General features: G+C 64.7%; 18 protein-coding genes. 6 read left to right on the top strand and 12 right to left on the bottom strand.

From position 1 onward, the window contains the following. Positions 1 to 177 precede the first annotated feature (177 nt). From C7G42_RS26940 to C7G42_RS26955, 4 genes are all read right to left on the bottom strand, one after another. On the bottom strand, positions 178 to 585 hold the full coding sequence (locus C7G42_RS26940) for a carboxymuconolactone decarboxylase family protein (protein ID WP_106951945.1): 408 nt from the start codon (positions 583 to 585) through the stop codon (positions 178 to 180). 71 nt (positions 586 to 656) lie between these two features. Next, positions 657 to 1,505, bottom strand: coding sequence for a transglutaminase family protein (locus C7G42_RS26945; protein WP_106951946.1), 849 nt, complete (start codon positions 1,503 to 1,505; stop codon positions 657 to 659). Between the two features lie 169 nt (positions 1,506 to 1,674). After that, entirely contained in the window at positions 1,675 to 2,619 is a 945-nt protein-coding gene (locus tag C7G42_RS26950; RefSeq protein ID WP_106951947.1) for an alpha-E domain-containing protein, read from the bottom strand. A 4-nt stretch (positions 2,620 to 2,623) separates the two neighbouring features. Then, a complete protein-coding gene (locus C7G42_RS26955; RefSeq protein WP_106951948.1) occupies positions 2,624 to 4,042 on the bottom strand; it encodes a circularly permuted type 2 ATP-grasp protein in 1,419 nt (472 codons plus the stop codon). 222 nt (positions 4,043 to 4,264) lie between these two features. Between C7G42_RS26955 and C7G42_RS26960 the strand changes: the two genes are divergently transcribed. The 3 genes from C7G42_RS26960 to C7G42_RS26970 all read left to right on the top strand — a co-directional run bounded on the left by C7G42_RS26960 (position 4,265) and on the right by C7G42_RS26970 (position 6,291). Continuing rightward, the gene (locus C7G42_RS26960) at positions 4,265 to 5,002 is read left to right on the top strand and encodes a competence/damage-inducible protein A (RefSeq protein WP_027518748.1); all 738 of its coding nucleotides are present in this window, start codon (positions 4,265 to 4,267) and stop codon (positions 5,000 to 5,002) included. Positions 5,003 to 5,038: 36 nt separating this feature from the next. Beyond that, entirely contained in the window at positions 5,039 to 5,566 is a 528-nt protein-coding gene (gene gpt, locus C7G42_RS26965) for a xanthine phosphoribosyltransferase (protein WP_106951949.1), read from the top strand. Between the two features lie 107 nt (positions 5,567 to 5,673). Beyond that, positions 5,674 to 6,291 carry a hypothetical protein gene (locus C7G42_RS26970; RefSeq protein ID WP_106951950.1) on the top strand — a complete coding sequence of 206 codons (618 nt, stop codon included), beginning with the start codon at positions 5,674 to 5,676 and terminating at the stop codon, positions 6,289 to 6,291. 25 nt (positions 6,292 to 6,316) lie between these two features. On the opposite strand, the gene C7G42_RS26975 is transcribed toward C7G42_RS26970, so the two are convergent. Next, the gene (locus tag C7G42_RS26975; protein ID WP_106951951.1) at positions 6,317 to 7,339 is read right to left on the bottom strand and encodes a methionine synthase; all 1,023 of its coding nucleotides are present in this window, start codon (positions 7,337 to 7,339) and stop codon (positions 6,317 to 6,319) included. Between the two features lie 121 nt (positions 7,340 to 7,460). Between C7G42_RS26975 and C7G42_RS26980 the strand changes: the two genes are divergently transcribed. From C7G42_RS26980 to C7G42_RS26990, 3 genes are all read left to right on the top strand, one after another. After that, positions 7,461 to 8,162, top strand: coding sequence for a glutathione S-transferase N-terminal domain-containing protein (locus tag C7G42_RS26980; RefSeq protein ID WP_106951952.1), 702 nt, complete (start codon positions 7,461 to 7,463; stop codon positions 8,160 to 8,162). A gap of 139 nt (positions 8,163 to 8,301) precedes the next feature. Beyond that, positions 8,302 to 8,910 (top strand): 2-hydroxychromene-2-carboxylate isomerase, encoded by a 609-nt coding sequence (locus C7G42_RS26985; protein WP_106951953.1) that lies wholly within the window; start codon positions 8,302 to 8,304, stop codon positions 8,908 to 8,910. Then, positions 8,910 to 9,887, top strand: a complete 978-nt coding sequence (locus C7G42_RS26990; protein ID WP_106951954.1) for an NADPH:quinone oxidoreductase family protein — start codon at positions 8,910 to 8,912, stop codon at positions 9,885 to 9,887. The genes C7G42_RS26985 and C7G42_RS26990 overlap by 1 nt, the downstream gene beginning before the upstream one ends. 104 nt (positions 9,888 to 9,991) lie before the next feature. Here the strand turns inward: C7G42_RS26990 and C7G42_RS26995 are convergent, their stop codons facing one another. The 7 genes from C7G42_RS26995 to C7G42_RS27025 all read right to left on the bottom strand — a co-directional run bounded on the left by C7G42_RS26995 (position 9,992) and on the right by C7G42_RS27025 (position 18,877). Further along, entirely contained in the window at positions 9,992 to 10,882 is an 891-nt protein-coding gene (locus tag C7G42_RS26995; protein ID WP_106951955.1) for a crotonase/enoyl-CoA hydratase family protein, read from the bottom strand. Positions 10,883 to 11,008: 126 nt separating this feature from the next. After that, positions 11,009 to 12,442 carry an amidase gene (locus C7G42_RS27000; protein ID WP_106952035.1) on the bottom strand — a complete coding sequence of 478 codons (1,434 nt, stop codon included), beginning with the start codon at positions 12,440 to 12,442 and terminating at the stop codon, positions 11,009 to 11,011. Continuing rightward, positions 12,435 to 13,607, bottom strand: a complete 1,173-nt coding sequence (locus tag C7G42_RS27005; RefSeq protein ID WP_106951956.1) for a M20 aminoacylase family protein — start codon at positions 13,605 to 13,607, stop codon at positions 12,435 to 12,437. Before C7G42_RS27005 ends, C7G42_RS27000 begins: the two co-directional genes overlap by 8 nt. A 14-nt stretch (positions 13,608 to 13,621) precedes the next feature. Continuing rightward, positions 13,622 to 15,127: a M81 family metallopeptidase gene (locus C7G42_RS27010; RefSeq protein ID WP_106951957.1), complete on the bottom strand. Its 1,506-nt coding sequence runs from the start codon at positions 15,125 to 15,127 to the stop codon at positions 13,622 to 13,624. A gap of 235 nt (positions 15,128 to 15,362) precedes the next feature. After that, positions 15,363 to 17,012 (bottom strand): ABC transporter ATP-binding protein, encoded by a 1,650-nt coding sequence (locus C7G42_RS27015; protein ID WP_106952036.1) that lies wholly within the window; start codon positions 17,010 to 17,012, stop codon positions 15,363 to 15,365. A gap of 14 nt (positions 17,013 to 17,026) precedes the next feature. Beyond that, positions 17,027 to 17,914, bottom strand: a complete 888-nt coding sequence (locus C7G42_RS27020) for an ABC transporter permease (protein ID WP_106951958.1) — start codon at positions 17,912 to 17,914, stop codon at positions 17,027 to 17,029. Between the two features lie 21 nt (positions 17,915 to 17,935). Then, entirely contained in the window at positions 17,936 to 18,877 is a 942-nt protein-coding gene (locus C7G42_RS27025) for an ABC transporter permease (protein ID WP_162307607.1), read from the bottom strand. Positions 18,878 to 19,071: the final 194 nt, after the last annotated feature.

The raw sequence follows: 19,071 nt of genomic DNA on the forward strand, positions 1-19,071 counted from the left end.
CCGAAGTACTAGCCAATTTCGGGGAGGCATGAAACCCCCGATTCCGGCCGTCATCCGGGGCGCGCGCAGCGCGAGCCCCCAATCCACTGAGAGGCAGAGTTGGTGGACGAATGGATTCCGGGTTCGCGACTTCGTCGCGCCCCGGAATGACGGGTGGTGAGATCTTCCTGTCTTGGCTCAATCGGCCGCGTCGACCAGGAAAGCCTCGTCGACCGGCACGCCGAGCGCCGTGACCAGCCGGTTGGTCTCCGCGGCCATGCCGACGATGGCGAGCATCTCGGCATATCCGGCCTCGGTCATGCCCTTGGCCCGTGCGCCGGCGGTGTGGGAGTGAATGCAGTAGCTACAGCCATGTGCGATCGAAACCGCGACATAGAGCATTTCCTTGACCTTGGGATGGAGCGCGCCGGGAGCCATCACCTCCTTGATGCTCTCCCACGTCCTTCGCAGCGTCTTCGGATCATGCGCCAGCGCGCGCCAGAAATTGTTGACGAAATCCGACTTCCGCACCTTGCGGATATCGTCGAAGACGGCCCGCGCTTCAGGAGAGAGTTCATCGTCCGAAAGCAGCTTGACGGTTGCCATGGTGTACCTCGCAGGGGAGCAGATCTGATCCCCGCGAGTGTAGCACGGCCCGTGCGTTCGGGCGGCTGCGTCTAGCTCTGTCGCTGGGATTGCGATTGCGACGGCCCGCCGCGGCTGGCCTGCTCGACCTTCACGGCCACGGTCAGAGTCTCCGCGCCGCCGCCGTAGCGGGTACCACGCACCGGGGCTGCGCCAAGATAGTCGAGCCCGATCGCGACGCGGACATGGGCATCGGTGGCGCAGATGGAGTTGGCGGGATCGAAGCCGACCCAGCCGAGATCGGGCACGTAGGCTTCAGCCCAGGCATGGCCGGCGTCCTGATGCACCGTGCCGTCCGAGCGCAGGAAGTGGCCGGAGACGAAGCGCGCCGGCACGCCGCTGGTGCGGGCGCAGGCGATGAAAATGTGCGCATAGTCCTGGCAGACGCCGCGCTTGAGCGTGAATGCCTCGGCGGCCGACGTGCCGCTGTTGGTCGGGTCCTCGTCGAACGTCATGTGATCGCCGATCTCCGTCATCAGCGTGTGCAGGAAGCCGAGGGTGTCGCTCTCGGCCTCGCTGCGCAACTGGCGCGCGACCGCCATCATGGCCGTATTGGCCGAGGTGAGGTCGGTGGTGCGCAAGAACATGCCCGCCGGGAAGCGCTCGTCGGTACCGCGCAGCACGCCGCCGGTGTCGTGGGTTTCGATCAGGCCCTCGGCGGTGATCTTGATATCGCCGACGGGCCCGCAGGACAGCACATGGGTGACGTTGCCGAACGCGTCCTCGTGGGCGTCGAGCCTGGTGTCGGTGGAGACGTCGATCTGCCATTCCGCAACATATTGCCCGTCATGGCTGCACGGGGTCATGCGCAGGATCTGGATCACGCTGGTGGCCGGCGGCTCGTAGCGATAGGTCGTCGTGTGCAGGATTCGCAGGCGCATGGTGGACCGTGCATTAGTGTGGTTGGGCCCGAATGGCTACCGCGAAGTCATTCGTCATGCCCGGGCTTGTCCCGGGCATCCACGCTCTTCCCTGTACGTGGAAGCAAGAACGTGGATGGCCGGGACAGGCCCGGCCATGACGATATCCCGTTTCGTCAGTCGGAGGACATCAGATCAAATACTGCTTCGTGATGATTTCGCCCAGCCTGGAATTGTCCGTGATGAATTCCTGAATGAATTCATGCACGCCATGCTGGAAAATGTCGTTCATATTGCTGTGTTCGAGCCGGTTACGGATGCCGCGGGCGTGGCGCTGGGCCGGGCCCTGGCGGCCATAGGCGACGCCGATCTGGTCGAGATTGCGCACGAGATTGTCGTAGCAGCTCGCCAGCGAGCGCGGCAGCGTGCTGTTGAGAATGAGCAAATCCGCGACCAGCCACGGTTTGAGCGTTTCGCGATAGACCCAGTGATAGGCCGTCAGCGCCGACACCGAGCGCAGGATCGAGCTCCACTGATAGAAGTCCAGCGGGCCGCCGACGTGCTCCTCTTCGGGCAGCAGCACGTGATACTTCACGTCGAGAATGCGCGCGGTGTTGTCGGCGCGCTCCAGATGCAGGCCGAGCCGGGAGAACCAGTAGGCGTCGTTGCGCAGCATGGTCCGGTAGGCCGAGCCGTCGAAGCGCAGCGAGGTCTCCTGGACGAAGCGCAGGAACTTTGCGAGATCCTCGCGGGTCGAAGTGCCCTTGCTCCAGACCGCCTGTAGTTCGATCCAGGCCGAGTTGATCGTGTCCCACATCTCGCTGGTCAGCGCGGTGCGCACCGAGCGCGAGTTCAGCCTCGCTGCCTCGATGCAGTTTCGGATCGAGGAGGGATTGTCCACGGAGAACGAGAGGTAGTCGACGACGTTGTGCTCGTTGGCTTCCTCGTAGGTCTGATAGAAGCTGGCGGCCACGCCGGCGGTGAGGAGTGCCGAGTCCCATTCATTGGTCTTGCCGATATAGGCGGCCGGCAAGGCCGTGACGCGCAGCGTCGCATCGATTGTGCGCGCGAGATATTCGGCCCGTTCGACGTAGCGGGCGAGCCAGTAGAGGTTTTCGGCGGTGCGCGACAGCATCTCTCTACTCGTCCAAAATCCAGGTGTCTTTGGTGCCGCCGCCCTGGCTCGAATTCACCACCAGCGAGCCTTCCTTCAACGCGACGCGTGTCAGCCCGCCCGGCACGATCGTGGTGCTCTTGCTGCCGGTGAGCACGAACGGCCGCAGATCCACGTGGCGCGGCGCGAGGCCGGAGGCCGTGCAGGTCGGGCAGGTCGAGAGCGCCAGCGTCGGTTGGGCGATGAAGCCTTCAGGCTCGCGCTTGAGCTTCTCGCGGAACGCTTCGATCGTTGCCTTGGTCGCGGCGGGCCCGATCAGCATGCCGTAGCCGCCGGAGCCGTGCACCTCCTTGACGACGAGCTCGCTCAAATGATCCAGCACATAGCCGAGGTCCTTCGGCTCGCGGCAGCGCCAGGTCTGCACGTTCTTCAGGATCGGCTCCTCGCCGAGATAGAATTTCACGATGTCAGGCATGTAGGAGTAGATCGCCTTGTCGTCGGCGATGCCGGTGCCGACGGCGTTGGCGAGCGTGATGTTGCCGGCCGCATAGGCCGACATCAGCCCGGGCACGCCGAGCGCGGAGTCGGGGCGGAAGGTGAGGGGATCCAGGAAGTCGTCGTCGACGCGGCGATAGATGACGTCGACCCGTTTCAGCCCTTCCGTCGTCCGCATGAACACTTCGTTGTTCTTGACGATGAGGTCGCGGCCCTCGACCAGCTCGATGCCGAGCTTGTCGGCCAGGAAGGAGTGCTCGTAATAGGCCGAGTTGTAGACGCCGGGGGTGAGCAGGGCCACGGTCGGCTCGCCCGAGGCGCTTAGCGGCGCGACCGAGCGCAGGGCGGAAAGCAACTCGTCCGGATAGCGCTCGACCGGCGCCACCCTGTGGCGGGCGAACAGATCCGGAAACAACCGCATCATGATCTCGCGGTTCTCGAGCATGTAGGACACGCCGGACGGCGTCCGCGCATTGTCCTCCAGCACGATGAAGTCGTTGGAGTCGACCCGGACGATGTCGATGCCGGCGATGTGCACATAGACGTCGTGCGGCACCTGCTGGCCGTTCATCTCGGGCCGGAACACCGGGTTCTGGAAGATGAGATCTTCGGGCACGATCCCGGCGCGGAGGATGTCGCGGCCATGGTAGACGTCGCGCAGGAACATGTTCAGCGCCTTCACGCGCTGCTTCAGCCCCTTTTCCAGCACCCCCCATTCCTTGCCGGACATGATCCGCGGGATCACGTCGAACGGGATCAGGCGCTCGGTCGATTCGGAATCGCCATAGACCGCAAAGGTAATGCCGATGCGGCGGAACAGGAGCTCGGCTTCCTGGCGGCGATATTCGAGCGCCTCGGGAGGCGTCTCCTTGAGCCAGCGTGCCAGCTCCTGATAGGCGGGGCGAAGGTCCCCACCCGGAATATTCATTTCGTCAAACGCGACTGCCATAGATCCCGACGTGTCTCCCTGGCCATGCGGCAAGAGTGCATGACTTTGAGGAGGTAGCAAGGGGCGGGCCAGCGCGATAAGCATGGAGAGAGGGCATTTGCCCGGGATGCTTGGCGGCCTGCCTGAAAAAATGGCTGAGGACTGCTTATTTCGGCAGCAAAACCGCGTGACTTCAACGCGTTACCTCGGCAAAGTCGGGACCAGAGGTGAGGGACTTAAGGTATGAGCGAGATCGTCACGGCGGGTATTCTGGTCATCGGGGATGAAATCCTGTCCGGCCGGACCAAGGACAAGAATATCGGCTTCATCGCCGAATACCTCACCAATATCGGCATCGACCTGAAGGAAGTCCGGGTCGTCTCCGACGACGAGCCCGACATCATCGCTGCCCTGGATGCACTGCGGCATCGCTACACCTATGTCTTCACCACCGGCGGCATCGGCCCGACTCATGACGACATCACAGCCGACAGCGTCGCCAAGGCGTTCGGGGTCGGCATCGACCATCATCCGGAGGTGGTCGCCCGCTTCCGCGAGCGCTGGAGCGAGCAGGACCTCAACGAGGCCCGCCTGCGCATGGCCCGCATCCCCGACGGTGCCGAGCTGATCCAGAGCGCCACCATCCTTGCCCCCGGCTTCAAGATCGGCAATGTCATCGTGATGGCCGGCGTGCCCTCGATCATGCAGGCAATGATGGACATCGTCTCGCCCAAGCTGAAATCGGGCGTGCGCATGCTCTCCGAATCGGTCCGCGCCAATGCGCGCGAAGGCGACATCGGCAGCCCCTTGCGCGCGATTGCCGCCGCCCATCCCGACACCATCATCGGCAGCTATCCCTTCATGGACGAGGAGCAGAAGCCGAATACGAACCTCGTGGTGCGCTCGCGCGATGCGGACAAGCTCGCGGCAGCCATGGCCGCGGTGAAGGAAATGCTGGCGGGATTGAACATCACCCGTTAGCAGGGAATTTGCCGGCAGGCGAAGCAGGAGACGACAATGGCTGGTGAAGCACCGGAACTGAGCGCACAGGAGCGGGCGGGCAAGGCCTTCCCGGTCTCGTGGGACCAGTTCCATCGCGATTGCCGGGCGCTGACCTGGCGGCTCAACGAGGTCGGCCCGTTCCATGCGGTCATCGCGATCACGCGCGGCGGCCTGGTGCCGGCCGCGATCGTGGCGCGCGAGCTCGGCGTGCGTGTCATCGATACGGTCTGCATCGCCAGCTACGACCACGACAAGCAGGGCGAGCTCCAGGTCCTCAAGGGCATTTCGGAACAGGCCATGAAGCTCGGCGGCGGCACCGGCAAGGGGCTGTTGATCGTCGATGACCTCGTCGACACCGGCAAGACCGGCAGGATGGTGCGTAAGATGCTGCCCGATGCGCATTTCGCCACCGTCTACGCCAAGCCGAAGGGCCGTCCGCTGGTCGACACCTTCATCACGGAAGTCTCGCAGGACACGTGGATCTTCTTCCCCTGGGACACCGCGCTGTCCTATCACCCGCCGCTGCGCGACGGCGCGGCGTGATCACGCTCGTCATTGCGAGCGAAGCGAAGCAATCCAGGAATGCATCCGCTGACATAGTCTGGATTGCTTCGTCGCTGCGCTCCTCGCAATGACTGGTGGAGGCAGTCATGCCCCTGCAAAACCGCGTCACGCCGATCGGCGACATCATCGCCACCCCGCATCGCGGCCTCTTCACCGGCAATCGCGGCATCATCCATGATCCCGCGACGAAGACACTGCTGAACAGGCGCTGGTCGTCGCCGGCCTGGATTACATGCCTGTGTGAATTCCGCGGCTGGCGACGGCCGGTGATGGCGCGGCGGAGCTGGACCGAGCTGTTCTTTCTCGACGAGGCCACCGCCTTTGCCGCCGGCCATCGTCCCTGCTTCTTCTGCCGGCGCACCGATGCCAACCGCTTTCGCGCGGCGTGGGAGACGGGGAATGTTGTGAGCAAGGTGAGTGCGAAGGCGATGGACGCCCGGCTCCACCTGGAGCGTCTGGATCATGGCCGCAAGCGCCTGCACGCGCTGCCGATGCCCGTGGCAGAATTGCCCGGCGGCGCGATGGTGCAGCAGGGCGAGGAGAGCTTTCTGGTGACGAAGGGTCGGCTGTGGCAATGGTCGCCAGCCGGCTATGCCCGCGCCAGTAACGCTCTGGAGAACCCAATGCTGCTGACACCTCCGTCCACATTGCGTGCGCTGAGCGCCGGCTATCAACCGGCGCTGCATCCGACGGCTCTTGATTAGCAGAGCGGCCTGCGGACCCCTGCCATTATCCCAGCTTCTCGCGCGCCAACGCGGCGCCGGCGCCGAGCGCCATCAGCTTGGCTTCGGCGATCTGGCGCCGCATCGGCGCCATGCCGCAATTGGTGGTGGCGATGATGTTGCTCTTGGGCACGAATTTCGACACCGCGTCGATCGTCTTGACGACATCCTCGGCGGTCTCGACCGTGTCGCTGGCGACGTCGATCACGCCGGCCTGTACGATCTTGTTCTTCAGGAGCGCGAGCAGGTCGAGCGGCACCTTGGAATTGCGGCATTCGATCGCGACCTGCTGGATCGGGCTGGCGTCGATCGCCGGAAAGATCTGCTCGTATTGGCGCCATTGCGTGCCGAGCGTTTCCTTCCAGTCGGTGTTGGCCTTGATGCCGTAGCCGTAGCAGATGTGCACGGCGGTGGCGCAGGTCAGCCCCTGCGCGGCGCGCTCCAACGCCTTGATGCCCCAATCGTTGACTTCGTCCATGTAGACGTTGAAGGCGGGCTCGTCGAACTGCACGAGATCGACGCCGTCGGCCTGCAAGGCCTTGGCTTCCTCGTTCAGCAGTTCGGCGAAGGCGAACGCCATCTTGACGCGATCGCCATAGTAGCGGTCGGCAATGGTGTCGATGATGGTCATAGGACCGGGCAGGGTGAACTTCAGTTTCCTCTTGGTGTGCGTGCGCGCCACGCGCGCCTCGAAGGCGTGGACGCGATCCCTGAGCCGCAGCGGGGCGACCACCTGCGGCACCATCGCCTTGTAGCGGTCCTTGCGGATGCCCATCTCGACCTTGTGCGCGAAATCGATGCCTTCGATCTTCTCCAGGAAGCCGTGCACGAAATGCTGCCGGGCCTGCTCGCCCTCGGTGAGGATGTCGATTCCGGCGTCCTCCTGGATCTTCAGCCAGATCAGCGTCGCATCGCGCTTGGCGCGGAGCAGTTCGTCGCCTTGCGCCTTCCAGGGCGCCCAGAGCATGTTGGGCTCGGCGAGCCATTCCGGCTTCGGCAAGGAGCCGGCGATCGTGGTTGGAAACAGCATGGCGGCCCTCGCGGCGGGTTGTGTTGCGCCCCTTCCTGCCATGTCCTAACGTCGAGGTACAGAACAACGAAAGTCGCTCTCTCTTCCAGCGGCTGCCAAGGGAAATACCAAGGGAAAGGTCATGATCGACCTCCATTACGCGCCGACGCCGAACGGCTGGAAAATCTCGATCATGCTGGAGGAACTCGGGCTTCCCTACGTCGTGAAGCCCGTCAACATCCGCGTCGGCGAGCAGTTCAGCCCCGAATTTCTGGCGATCTCCCCGAACAACCGCATCCCCGCGATCGTCGATCACGCACCCGCCGACGGCGGCGGGCCGTTGCCGGTGTTCGAGACCGGCGCCATTCTGATTTATCTCGCGGAGAAGACCGGACGTTTCCTGCCCGCCGACTTGCGCGAACGTTCCGCCACCATCCAGTGGGTAATGTGGCAGATGGCCGGCCTCGGGCCGATGCTCGGCCAGCACGGGCATTTCGCGCTCTATGCGGCGGAGAAGATCCCTTATGCGATCGAGCGCTACCGCGACGAGGCGGCCCGGCTCTACGGCGTGCTCGACCGGCAATTGGAGAAGACCGGCGCCTATGTCGTCGGTGACTATTCCATTGCCGACATCGCCTGCTTCCCCTGGACCATGACCCACAAGGCGCAGGGCTTTACGCTCGACGACTATCCGAACGTGAAGCGCTGGTACGCCCTGGTGCGCGCCCGGCCGCAGGTGCAGGCGGGTCTCGCGATCGGAAAATTCGTGAAAGAGCCGTTCGACGAGGAATCACGCAAGATCATGTTCGGGCAACGGGCTAAGGAAGTGTTGGGGAAGAAGTAGACCTCCGCTCTCTTCCTGTCATTGCGAGCGAAGCGAAGCAATCCAGACTGGTTCCGCTGAAAGATTCTAGATTGCTTCGTCGCTCCGCTCCTCGCAACGACGGGGATGGAGCACCACGAAACGCGATAAAGGAAACCCGATGATCGAATTCTTCTTCGACTGCTCCAGCCCGTGGACCTATCTCGCCTTCCACAACATCCAGCCGCTCGCCAGGGAATTGGACGTCGAGATCGTCTGGCGGCCGATCCTGGTCGGTGGCATCTTCAACACGGTCAATCCGAGCGTCTATGCGCAGCGGGAGAAGCCGGTGCCCTTGAAGGCGCGTTACATGAAGAAGGATCTGCAGGACTGGGCACGCTCGGCCGACCTTGCGATCAAGATGCCGCCGACGGTGTTTCCGGTCAACAGCGTCAAGGCGATGCGCGGCTGCATCTGGCTCGGCAAAGACATGGTGCCGTTCGCGACATCAGTGTTCGAGGCCTATTGGGGCGAGGACAAGGACATCTCGCAGGACGCGGTGCTCGCGGAGATCTGCAAGACGGTCGGCATCGACGAGGCAAAATTCTTCGCCGGCATCTCGGAACAAACGATCAAGGATCAGCTCAAGGCGAATACGGAAGAGGTCGTCGCCCGCGGCGGCTTCGGCTCGCCGACGATCTTCGTCAACAAGACCGATATGTATTTCGGCAATGACCGGCTGCCGCTGATCCGGGAGGCGCTCTTGCGCAGCAAGGCGAGCGCGGCCTGATGGTGCGCGCCGTCGTCTGTCGCTCGCTCGGCGCGCCCGAAACCTTGCGGCTGGAAGAATTTCCGTCGCGCGCCCTGAAGCCCGGCGAGGTTCGCGTCGCGATCCGCGCCGCCGGCCTAAACTTTCCCGACGTGCTGATGGCTGCCGGCCAATATCAGCTCAAGCCCGAGCTGCCGTTCACGCCCGGCATGGAAGCAGCTGGTGATGTCACCGAGATCGGCGCCGAGGCGAGCGGTGTTGCCGTCGGCGACAAGGTCATCGTCAAGATGCGGCACGGCGCGTTCACCGACGAGGCGGTGGTATTGCCGTCGCAGCTCACGCCGATGCCGTCGACGTTCGACTACGCCGAGGCTGCGACCTATCTCGCCGGCCATGGCACGGCCTATCATGCGCTGATCGATCGCGGCCGGATCGAGCCGGGAGAGGTGTTGCTCGTCCATGGCGCCGGTGGCGGTGTCGGCCTTGCCGCCGTCGAGATCGGCAAGATGCTGGGCGCGACCGTGATCGCGACTGCGTCCAGCGACGAGAAGCTCGCCATCGCCAAGGCGCGAGGCGCCGATCACCTCATCCGCTATGACCGCGAGCCGTTTCGCGATGCCGTCAAGAGCATCACCGACGGTCGCGGCGCGGACGTCGTATTCGATCCCGTCGGCGGCCAGGTTTTCGAAGACTCCATGCGCTGCATCGCCTGGGGCGCGCGGCTATTGGTGATCGGCTTCACCGGTGGCATCGGCTCGGCCAAGACCAACCTGCTGCTGATCAAGGGCGCCAGCGTGCTCGGCGTGCGCGCCGGTGAAGCGGTGCGAAAGAACCCTGCGCTGGGAGAGGTGCGCCTGAAAGCTCTGCTGCAATGGGCGGAGGAGGGCAAGCTGCGCCCCAACGTCTCGCACCGTCTGCCGCTGGAAGATTATGCGAAGGCGATGCGGTTGTTGCTCGACCGCAAGGCGATCGGGCGCGTGGCGCTGGTAATGGAGTGACGGTGCCGTAGGGTGGGCAAAGCGTAGCGTGCCCACCATCCGTCGCGATTGCCGGGAGGTGGTGGGCACGGCGCAAGAGCGCCTTTGCCCACCCTACGAGAGCGTCACTTGTATTCCCGCTCCGTCCACCACGGGAAATAGTCCGGCATATCGGTCGAGACCTTGTTCTTGAACTGCGCCGGTCGCTTCTCCAGGAACGACACCACGCCTTCCTTGACGTCCTCGGAACGTCCTCGGGCATAGATGCCGCGGCTGTCGACCTTGTGGGCTTCCATGGGATCGTCGGCGCCCATCATGCGCCACATCATCTGGCGGATCAGCGCGACCGACACCGGTGCGGTCTTCGCCGCGAATTCCTTGGCGAGCGCGCGGGCGGTCGGCAGCAGGTCATCGGGGGCAACGACCTTGCTGACGAGGCGGCCGGCGAGGGCTTCCTGCGCCGGGAAGACACGGCCCGAATAGCACCATTCCAGCGCCTGCGAGATGCCGACGATGCGTGGCAGGAACCAGCTCGATGCCGCCTCCGGTACAATGCCGCGCTGGGAGAACACGAAGCCGAACCGCGCGGCGTCCGAGGCGATGCGGATGTCCATGGCGAGCTGCATGGTGACGCCGATGCCGACGGCCGGGCCATTCACCGCGGCAATGACAGGCTTGAGGCACTTGAAGATGCGCAAGGTCACTTGGCCGCCGCCATCGCGCACTTGCGGATCGCTGTAGTCCACCTTGCCGTCGGCGAAGCGCTTCACCGGGCCGCGCCGAGCGTCGCGATCGAAGGTATCAGCACCTGACGACAGATCGGCGCCCGCGCAAAAACCGCGGCCGGCGCCTGTCACGATGATGGCGCGGACATTGTCGTCCTTGTCAGCGGCATCGAACGCATCGATCAGTTCTGCCTGCATCTGCGCGTTGAAGGCGTTGAGCTTGTCTGGCCGGTTCAGGGTGATGGTGAGGATCTGCTCGGCGACCTCGTACTTGATCGTCTCATACGCCATGGCGGTTTCCTTCCTTTTGGATTCTTGACCCAACTCTGTCATTGCCGGGCTTGACCCGGCAATCCATCTTTTCAACGAGAAGGGATGCGCGGGTCGAGCCCACGCATGGCGAATTGTGCAGTGACGCTAGTGTTGCGTCTTGTGTGAAGGCGGCTTGGGCCAGGGCTTCTGCGGGCCGCGCAGGCCCTCAAACGCCTTGGCCATGCCGAGCACGCCGATATCGTCGAAGCGGCGACCGACGATCTGGACACCGATGGGGTAACCCTTGGCATCGAAGCCGCCGTTGAGGGACACGGCAGGGTTCTCCGACATATTCCACGGCACGGTATAGCAGATGTGTTCGAACGGCCTCATCGGATCGTTGGTGGGCGAGGCCCATTCCGCCGGATAGTTCACGTTCGGCGCGGTTGGCGAGACCACGTAATCGAGCTCGCAGAACAGCTTTGACGCCGCCGCGCGGATCGCCATGGTCTGGTTGAAGCCGCGGATCACGTCGACGCCCGAGAGCTTCGCGCCGGATGCGCCCCACTCGAAGATATAGGGCAGCACCTTGGCCTGTTCGGCCGGCGTCAGCTTCGACAGATCGTCCCACATCCGTGCGCGCCAGAAATTGTCGAGGCCGTCGAGCATTTCGCGCGTCAGGATGCCGTCGACCTCGGTGACGACAGCACCTGCGGATTCGAATGCCTTTGCGGCCTTCACGGCGACGTCGCGAACGGGCCTTTCAGCCGGCAGGCCGACGCCGGCATCGAGCATCAATCCGATACGCAGCTTGCGCGGTGATTTTTCCAGCCCTTTCCAGTTCAGCGGCTCGGCCGGCAGGCTCATGCCGTCGCGCCGGTCGGGCTTTGCGATCACGCTCATCATCAGCGCGCAATCGTCGACCGTGCGGGTCATAGGGCCGGCGACGCGGCCGACATAGGTAGGATCGATCGGCACGCGGCCGAAGCTCGGCTTTAATCCGACGAGGCCGCACCAGCCCGCGGGCAGGCGCACCGAGCCGCCGATGTCGGTGCCGAGATGCAGGGGACCATAGCCGGCCGCCGCCGCAGCGCCGGCGCCCGCGCTGGAGCCGCCGGGATTCTTGGAGAGGTCCCAGGGGTTGCGCGCGAGTGCGTGGAAAGAGGAGAGCCCGGAGGACAGCATGCCGTAATCGGGCATGGTGGTCTTGGCGAAGATGATGCTGCCGGACTCGCGCAGGCGTGCGGCGGGCGGGGCGTCCTTCTCGGCCGGGACGAGCTTGACGCTGGCGGCGCCCAGCGGCACCGGCACGCCCTTGGTCGCGATGTTGTCCTTCACCGTCACGGGGACGCCGTCGAGCGCACCGGACGGCTCGCCGCCGGTCCAGCGTGCGGTCGAGGCCTTGGCGGCCTCGCGGGCGCCGTCCGGATCGAACGCATAGAGCGCCTTCAGATGCGGTTCCCACGCAGCGACGTGCGAGAGCAAATCCTCCAGCACCTCGCTGGGCGAGAATTGCTTGGCGCGATAGCCGGCGATCAGATCGACCGCGGACAGATCGTGCAGCGAGGTGACCGCCTCTTCAGCGCTCTTCTTAGGCATGAGCGCCAACCGGCATGCGGGTCTCGATGATGCGGGCGAACATGCTGGCGCCGATCGGCAGGATCTTGTCGTCGAGCACGAAGCCGGGATTGTGCACCGGCACCGAGCCGTCATGGCCGACCCAGAAATAGGCGCCGGGAATGGTCTGCAGCATGTCGGCGAAATCCTCGCTGCCCATCTTGGGCTGGGCGCGGGTGATGACGTTGGCAGGGTCGACGATGGTGCGCGCGACCTCCTCGACCACCTTGGACTGCTCGACCTGGTTGATCAGCACGTCGAAGGTGTCGCGGATGTCGACGTCGATCACGCATTCATAGGCACTCGCGATGCCGGCGCAGATCGTGCGGATGCGTTCCGCTATCAGAGTGCGGACCTCCTTCGAGAAGGTGCGGATGGTGCCGCAAAGATGCGCGTCGCCCGGGATGACGTTGTAGGCCGAGCCGGCATGGATCTGCGTGATCGAGATGACGGCGGCCTGCAGCGGCTCGACGTTGCGGCTGACGATGGTCTGGATCGCCTGCGCCAGCGTGGTCGCGATGATCACCGCGTCCTTGGATCGCTCGGGCATCGCGCCATGCGCGCCGTAGCCGGTGATGCGCAGGTCGAAGAAGTCGGCGCTGGCCATCGCCGGGCCGGGCAGGATCGCGATCTCGCCGTGGTTGAGGTCGGGCGCGTTGTGCAGGCCGTACAGCTCGTCGCAGGGGAATTTCTCGAACAGGCCGTCCTTGATCATCGCGCGGGCGCCGCCGAGACCTTCCTCCGCCGGCTGGAAGATCAGGTGCACGGTGCCATCGAAATTCCGGGTCTCGGCGAGGTAGCGCGCGGTGCCGAGCAGCATGGTGGTGTGGCCGTCATGGCCGCAGCCGTGGAAGCGGCCGGGGATCTTCGAACTCCATTTCAGATTGGTGTTCTCTTCCATCGGCAGCGCGTCCATGTCGGCGCGCAGCCCGATCCGCTTGCCGCTCGAACCCTTGCCCTTGATCACGCCGATCACGCCGGTGCCGCCGAGGCCGCGATGCACCTCGATGCCCCAGCTCTTCAGCTTGTCGGCGACAATGCCGGAGGTACGCACTTCCTCAAAGCCGATCTCGGGATGGGCGTGCAGGTCGCGGCGGATGGCGGTGAGCTCGTCGGCGTAACCGTCGATGCGGTCGATCGTGGGCATGTGTTTCTATCCGGTTAGCGTGAGGGAGGCGTGAAAACGGAGCCGTTCGGCTTGATGCGGATGCCCGGCCGCAGGCGCGTCCAGGGCAGGGTGGCGGTGTCGGCCGGCATCGCGCCGGGCGCGGCGCAAATCATCAGCTTTTCTGCGATCGGCTCGAAATCGGCGCGGAAATGCACCGAGCTCTTGTTGACTAGAATCTTCTGTTCGGTCGGCTCGATGCCGACATAGCGGTACATCGCCTGGTCGGCGAGTTGCGCCTTGTGCGAGGAGACGACGATTCGGACGTCGCCGATGCGCAAGCAAGCGGAGGGGCCCATCTCCATCTCGCGGCCGCCATAGTACGGGCCGGGCGCGATGAAGCGGCCGTCGGACAGGTTCTCGACCACGAAGGTCTCGGTATAGGGTTCGTCGCCGGGAATGCCGGACTTGCCACCGAGCGACAGCGTCACGGTAGAACCGACGCCGGCATCATGCGCGGCCTTGGCGGAGGTCGGATCGTAGATCACGCCGGTCGCCGCACTCGCTCTGTTGCGGACCAGTGCGCGCAGCATGCCGGTGGTGTCGGAATCGCCGCCGGCACCGGGATTGTCCTGGGTGTCGGCGATGATGATCGGCTTGCTCGCGCCCTTCGCAAGTTCCATGGCGTGCCGCACGCCGTCGTCGGGCGACCAGATCTTGCCATCGAAATCGTCCTCGTGGCTTTCGATCAGCTTGACGATCGCATCGGCCGCGCGATCGGCGTCCTCTTGCGTCTTGCCATAGGCGAACACGCTCGGGCCGCAGTCGCGGAAATCGGCGGCGGGAAAGCCCGGTGCGAAAGACAGCGTTGGAATTGCGTCGGTCTCCAGGGCGGCGAGCTTTTCGTAGATGCCTTTGGTCGGCTGGTCGTTGGTGCACTGCCAGCTGATCGGGATCAGGAACGGCAATTGCCGGAACGCCTTTGCGAAGCGCCGCTTGGACTTCAGCAGTAGAGCGAGATGCCGCGCTGAGGCGCGGCCGGTCTCGGCCATGTCGACATGGGGATAGGTACGGTAGGCGATCAGTGCGTCGGCGTGCTCCATCATCTCGGGCGTGACGTTGGCGTGCAGGTCGAGGCTGGTGACCAGCGGAACGTCCTTGCCGATGACGCGGCGCACCCGCGCCAGGATCTCGCCTTCGCCGTCGTCGAGATGCTCGGTTACCATGGCGCCGTGCAGGTCGAGATAGACCGCATCGAGCGGGCCGGCGGCCGCGATGCCGTCGACCATCACCTTGACGATGCGCTCGAAGGCATCCCTGGTGACGTGCGCCGACGGGCTTGCACCGCAGGCGATCGTCGGGACGAGCTCCCAGCCATTGGCCTCTGCGCTGTCGACGAAGCCGGCGAGGCCGACATTGATGCGCCGCATCACCTTCAGGACATCTGCGCCTTCCGTCATCGCCGGCCAGCCGCCGCCGTGCTGGAAGTCGGCAAATGTCGCCTTGGTGGGAGCGAAGGTGTTGGTCTCGTGCAGGAAGCCGCCGACGGCGATGCGTGTCATTCAGTTCAGTCCAATCAATCAAGAGTGCGCGACGTTAGCCTTGGCCCCAAGGCGAGGGCAAGGCGGGAAGCAATCGCACCGCGCATAGGGTCAAGCTGTTTTGGGAATGCTGCTCCGCAGTCATTCCGGGGCGCGCCACTCGGCGCGAGCCCCGAATCCATCGTGCGACACAGATCGCGGCGCGGTGGATTCCGGGCTCATCGCCTTCGCGATGCCGGAATGACGGCCGAGAAAGTTAGGCCGTCGCCGCCACGCCCTCGGTCACCGGCCGGAAGTTCGCAAAATCCCAGCCGCGGCCCGGCGCAGCTTCGAGCAAGGCCTTGGTGTAGGCCTCTTTCGGATGCGTCAGCACTTCGGCGGCGGGGCCCTGTTCCACTACGCGGCCGTGCTGCATCACCATGACCTCGTCGCAGATCTGCGCAGCGACACGCAAATCGTGGGTGATGAACAGGATTGCGATGCCGAGCCTAGTCTGGATCTCGTCGAAGAGTTCCAGCACCTGTGCCTGAACCGAGACGTCGAGCGCCGAGACGGCTTCGTCCGCGACCAGTACGTCGGGATCGAGCGCGAGCGCACGGGCAATGGCGATACGCTGACGCTGGCCGCCGGAGAACTGGTGCGGATAACGCGACACGGCATCGGCGGGCAGGCCGACCAGCTCCAGCAGCTCGCGGGCGCGTTTCATCGCGTCGGCATGCGCGACGCCGTAATTGATCGGGCCTTCGGCGATGCTCTCGCCGACGGTGACGCGCGGGTTGAGCGAGCGGTAGGGATCCTGGAATACGATCTGGATCTTCTGCCGGTGCGGCTGCAGCAGGCGACGCGAGATGTCGGCGATCTCGCGGCCGGCGAGGCGCACGCCGCCGGAGGTCGGATCGATCAGGCGCACGATGCAGCGCGCCACCGTCGACTTGCCGGAACCGCTTTCACCGACGATGCCGAGCGTGCGGCCCTTGCGCAGCGTCAGCGTCACCTTGTCGGCGGCGACGACCTCGCGGCCTTTGCCGAAGAACGCGCGCTCCTTGTAGACCTTGCTGAGTTCGTTGGCCTCCAGCACCACGGGTTCGCGGCTGTCCTCGCGCGGCGCCCGCGGCACCAGGCTCGGCACCGCCGCGAGCAGATTGCGGGTGTATTCCATGGTCGGATTGCGCAGCACGGTCTCGAGCGGGCCGGTCTCGACCAGCCGGCCCTGCCGCATCACGGCGACGCGGTCGGCGATCTCGGCCACCACGCCCATGTCGTGGGTGATGAACAGCACGGCCGTGCCGTGATCGCGCTGGAGGTCGCGGATCAGGGTCAGGATCTGCTTCTGCGTGGTGACGTCGAGCGCGGTGGTCGGCTCGTCGGCAATGAGCAGCTTCGGCTCGAGCACCAGCGCCATCGCGATCATGATGCGCTGGCGCTGGCCGCCGGAGAGGCGGTGGGGATAGGAAGCGAAGATGCGCTCGACCTGGGGCAGGCGCACCTGCTCCATCATGTCGAGGATGCGCTTCTTGCGGGCCCTCGCGTCGAGACTGGTGTGCGCGCGCAGCACCTCGTCGATCTGGCGGCCGACCGGCACCACCGGATTGAGCGCGGTCATCGGCTCCTGGAAGATCATCGCCATCTGCGTGGCGCGAAGCTGGCGCAGGCGGCGGTCGGTCGCGGTGAGGATCTCCTCGCCGACCAGCTTGACGCTGCCGGCGGTGGGCACCAGCGTGCCCTTTGGCAACAGCCCCATCGTGGTGAGCGAGGTCACCGATTTGCCCGAGCCGCTTTCGCCGACCAGGCACAGCGTTTCGCGCTCGCGGACCTGGATCGAGATGCCGTCGATGATCTTCGGCCCGCCCGGCTTCTTGCCGACGGAGACCACGAGGTTGTTGATGTCGAGGATGGTGTTGGTCATCACTTTATCGGTCATCACTTGCCTTCCCGCTGCTTCATGCGCGGATCGAGGGCGTCGCGGGCGGCATCGCCGATCAGGTTGATGCTGAGGATGGCAATCGAGAGCAGAAGGCCCGGCCAGAAGATCAGCGACGGCTTGATCTGGAAGTACTGGCGGCCCTCGGCCATGATGTTGCCCCAGGTCGGCGTTTCCGGCGAGATGCCGGCGCCGAGGAACGAGAGGATCGCCTCGGTGAGGATGGCGCTCGCGCAGACATAAGTTCCCTGGACGATCAGCGGCGCGATGGTGTTCGGCACCAGATGGCGCCACATGATCTTCGGCAGCGACGAGCCGACCGAGATCGCGGCTTCCACATAGGGCTCCTCGCGCGCCGACAGCACCACCGAGCGCACCAGGCGGGCCACGCGCGGGATCTCGGGAATGGTAATGGCGATCAGCACCGTCCAGATGCTGGCGCCGGACAGCGAGACCACGGCGATCGCGAGCAGGATGCTCGGCATCGCCATCAACCCGTCCATGACCCGCATCAGCACCGCGTCGACCAGCTTGAAGAAGCCGGAGACGAGGCCGATCGCGAGCCCGATGACGATCGAGAGGATCGCCGAGCCGATACCGATCAGAAGCGAGATGCGGCCGCCATAGAGGACGCGCGAGGCCAGATCGCGGCCATAGGCGTCGGTGCCGAGCAGGTACTGCGCGGACGCCGGCTTCAATCGCTGCGACGGCGCGAGCTGGATCGGATCATGCGGCGCGATCAGCGGCGCGAGGATCGAGATCAGCACGATCAGCGTGAGCAGGATCGTCGCCGTGGCGATGATCGGCGTCGAGGTCAGGAATCCGAAGCGCGGCCGCAGCGGCGACGTGATCGGAATGGACGACTGGGGAAGGGTATCGACCGACATGTTTGTCCTTAAATCCTTGCCTCAGTACCGGATCCGGGGATCAAGCAGGGTGTAGGCGACGTCGATGAGAAGATTGACGACGACGTAAATCAGGGATGTCAGCAGGATCATCGCCTGGATCACCGGATAGTCGCGTGCCAGCACCGCATCCACGGTGAGACGTCCGATGCCGGGGATGTTGAACACGCTCTCGGTGACGACGACGCCCGAGATCAGCAGCGCGAAGCCGGTGCCGATCACGGTGATGACAGGCACGGCGGCGTTGCGCAGCGCATGCCGCATCATCACGGCGACCTCGTTGATGCCCTTGGCACGTGCGGTACGGACGTAGTCTTCGCCGAGCACGTCCAGCATGGCCGCGCGCGTCATGCGCGCGATCAGGGCAATATAGATGAAAGAGAGGGCACAGGTCGGCAGGATCATGCGTTCGAAGAACGCGCCGAAGCCTGCGCTGATGCTCTTGAAGCCCTGCACCGGCACCCAGCGCAGTTCGAGCGCAAACACCTCGATCAGGACATAGCCGACCACGAACACCGGCACCGAAAAGCCCAGCACGGAAAGCCCCATCACGAAGCGATCGATCCAGGTGCCATGCTTCCATGCCGCGATCACTCCCAGCGGCACCGCCACGATCACGGCAAGGATGATGGTGCACAGCGCGATCGAGATCGAGGGTTCGACGCGCTGGCCGATCATCTTCATGACGGGCAGGTTGGAGATCAGCGAGGTGCCGAGATCGCCGTGCAGCAGCTTGTTCACCCAGGTGATGAACTGCACGATCAGGGGCTCGTTGAGGCCGAGCGAAGTGCGGATGCGCTCCAGCCGCTCCGGGGTGGCGTTGTCGCCGGCGAGGATCGCGGCGGGATCGCCGGGGGTGAGGCGAAGGAGGAGGAAGACGAACAGCGCGACGACGCCCATCACGGGCACAGCGGCGAAGATTCGGCGAAGGAGATATCCGAGCAAGTTGAATCCGTCTGATTAGAGGCAAATCGGCAGCAGCCGCTAGGGTCTGTTCTGCCACCAGCCTAACATTTCAGCAATTCCCGTGCCATCCGGGGCCGGGACCCCGAGGGGCGTCATGCCCGGGCTTGAGCCGGGCAATCCACGTCTTTCTTCGCGTTTGGTGGCAAAGGCGGGGATGGCCGGGCCAAGCCCGG

Origin of the sequence: Bradyrhizobium sp. MOS003 (genome assembly GCF_003020125.1) — a bacterium.
Lineage (GTDB): Bacteria > Pseudomonadota > Alphaproteobacteria > Rhizobiales > Xanthobacteraceae > Bradyrhizobium.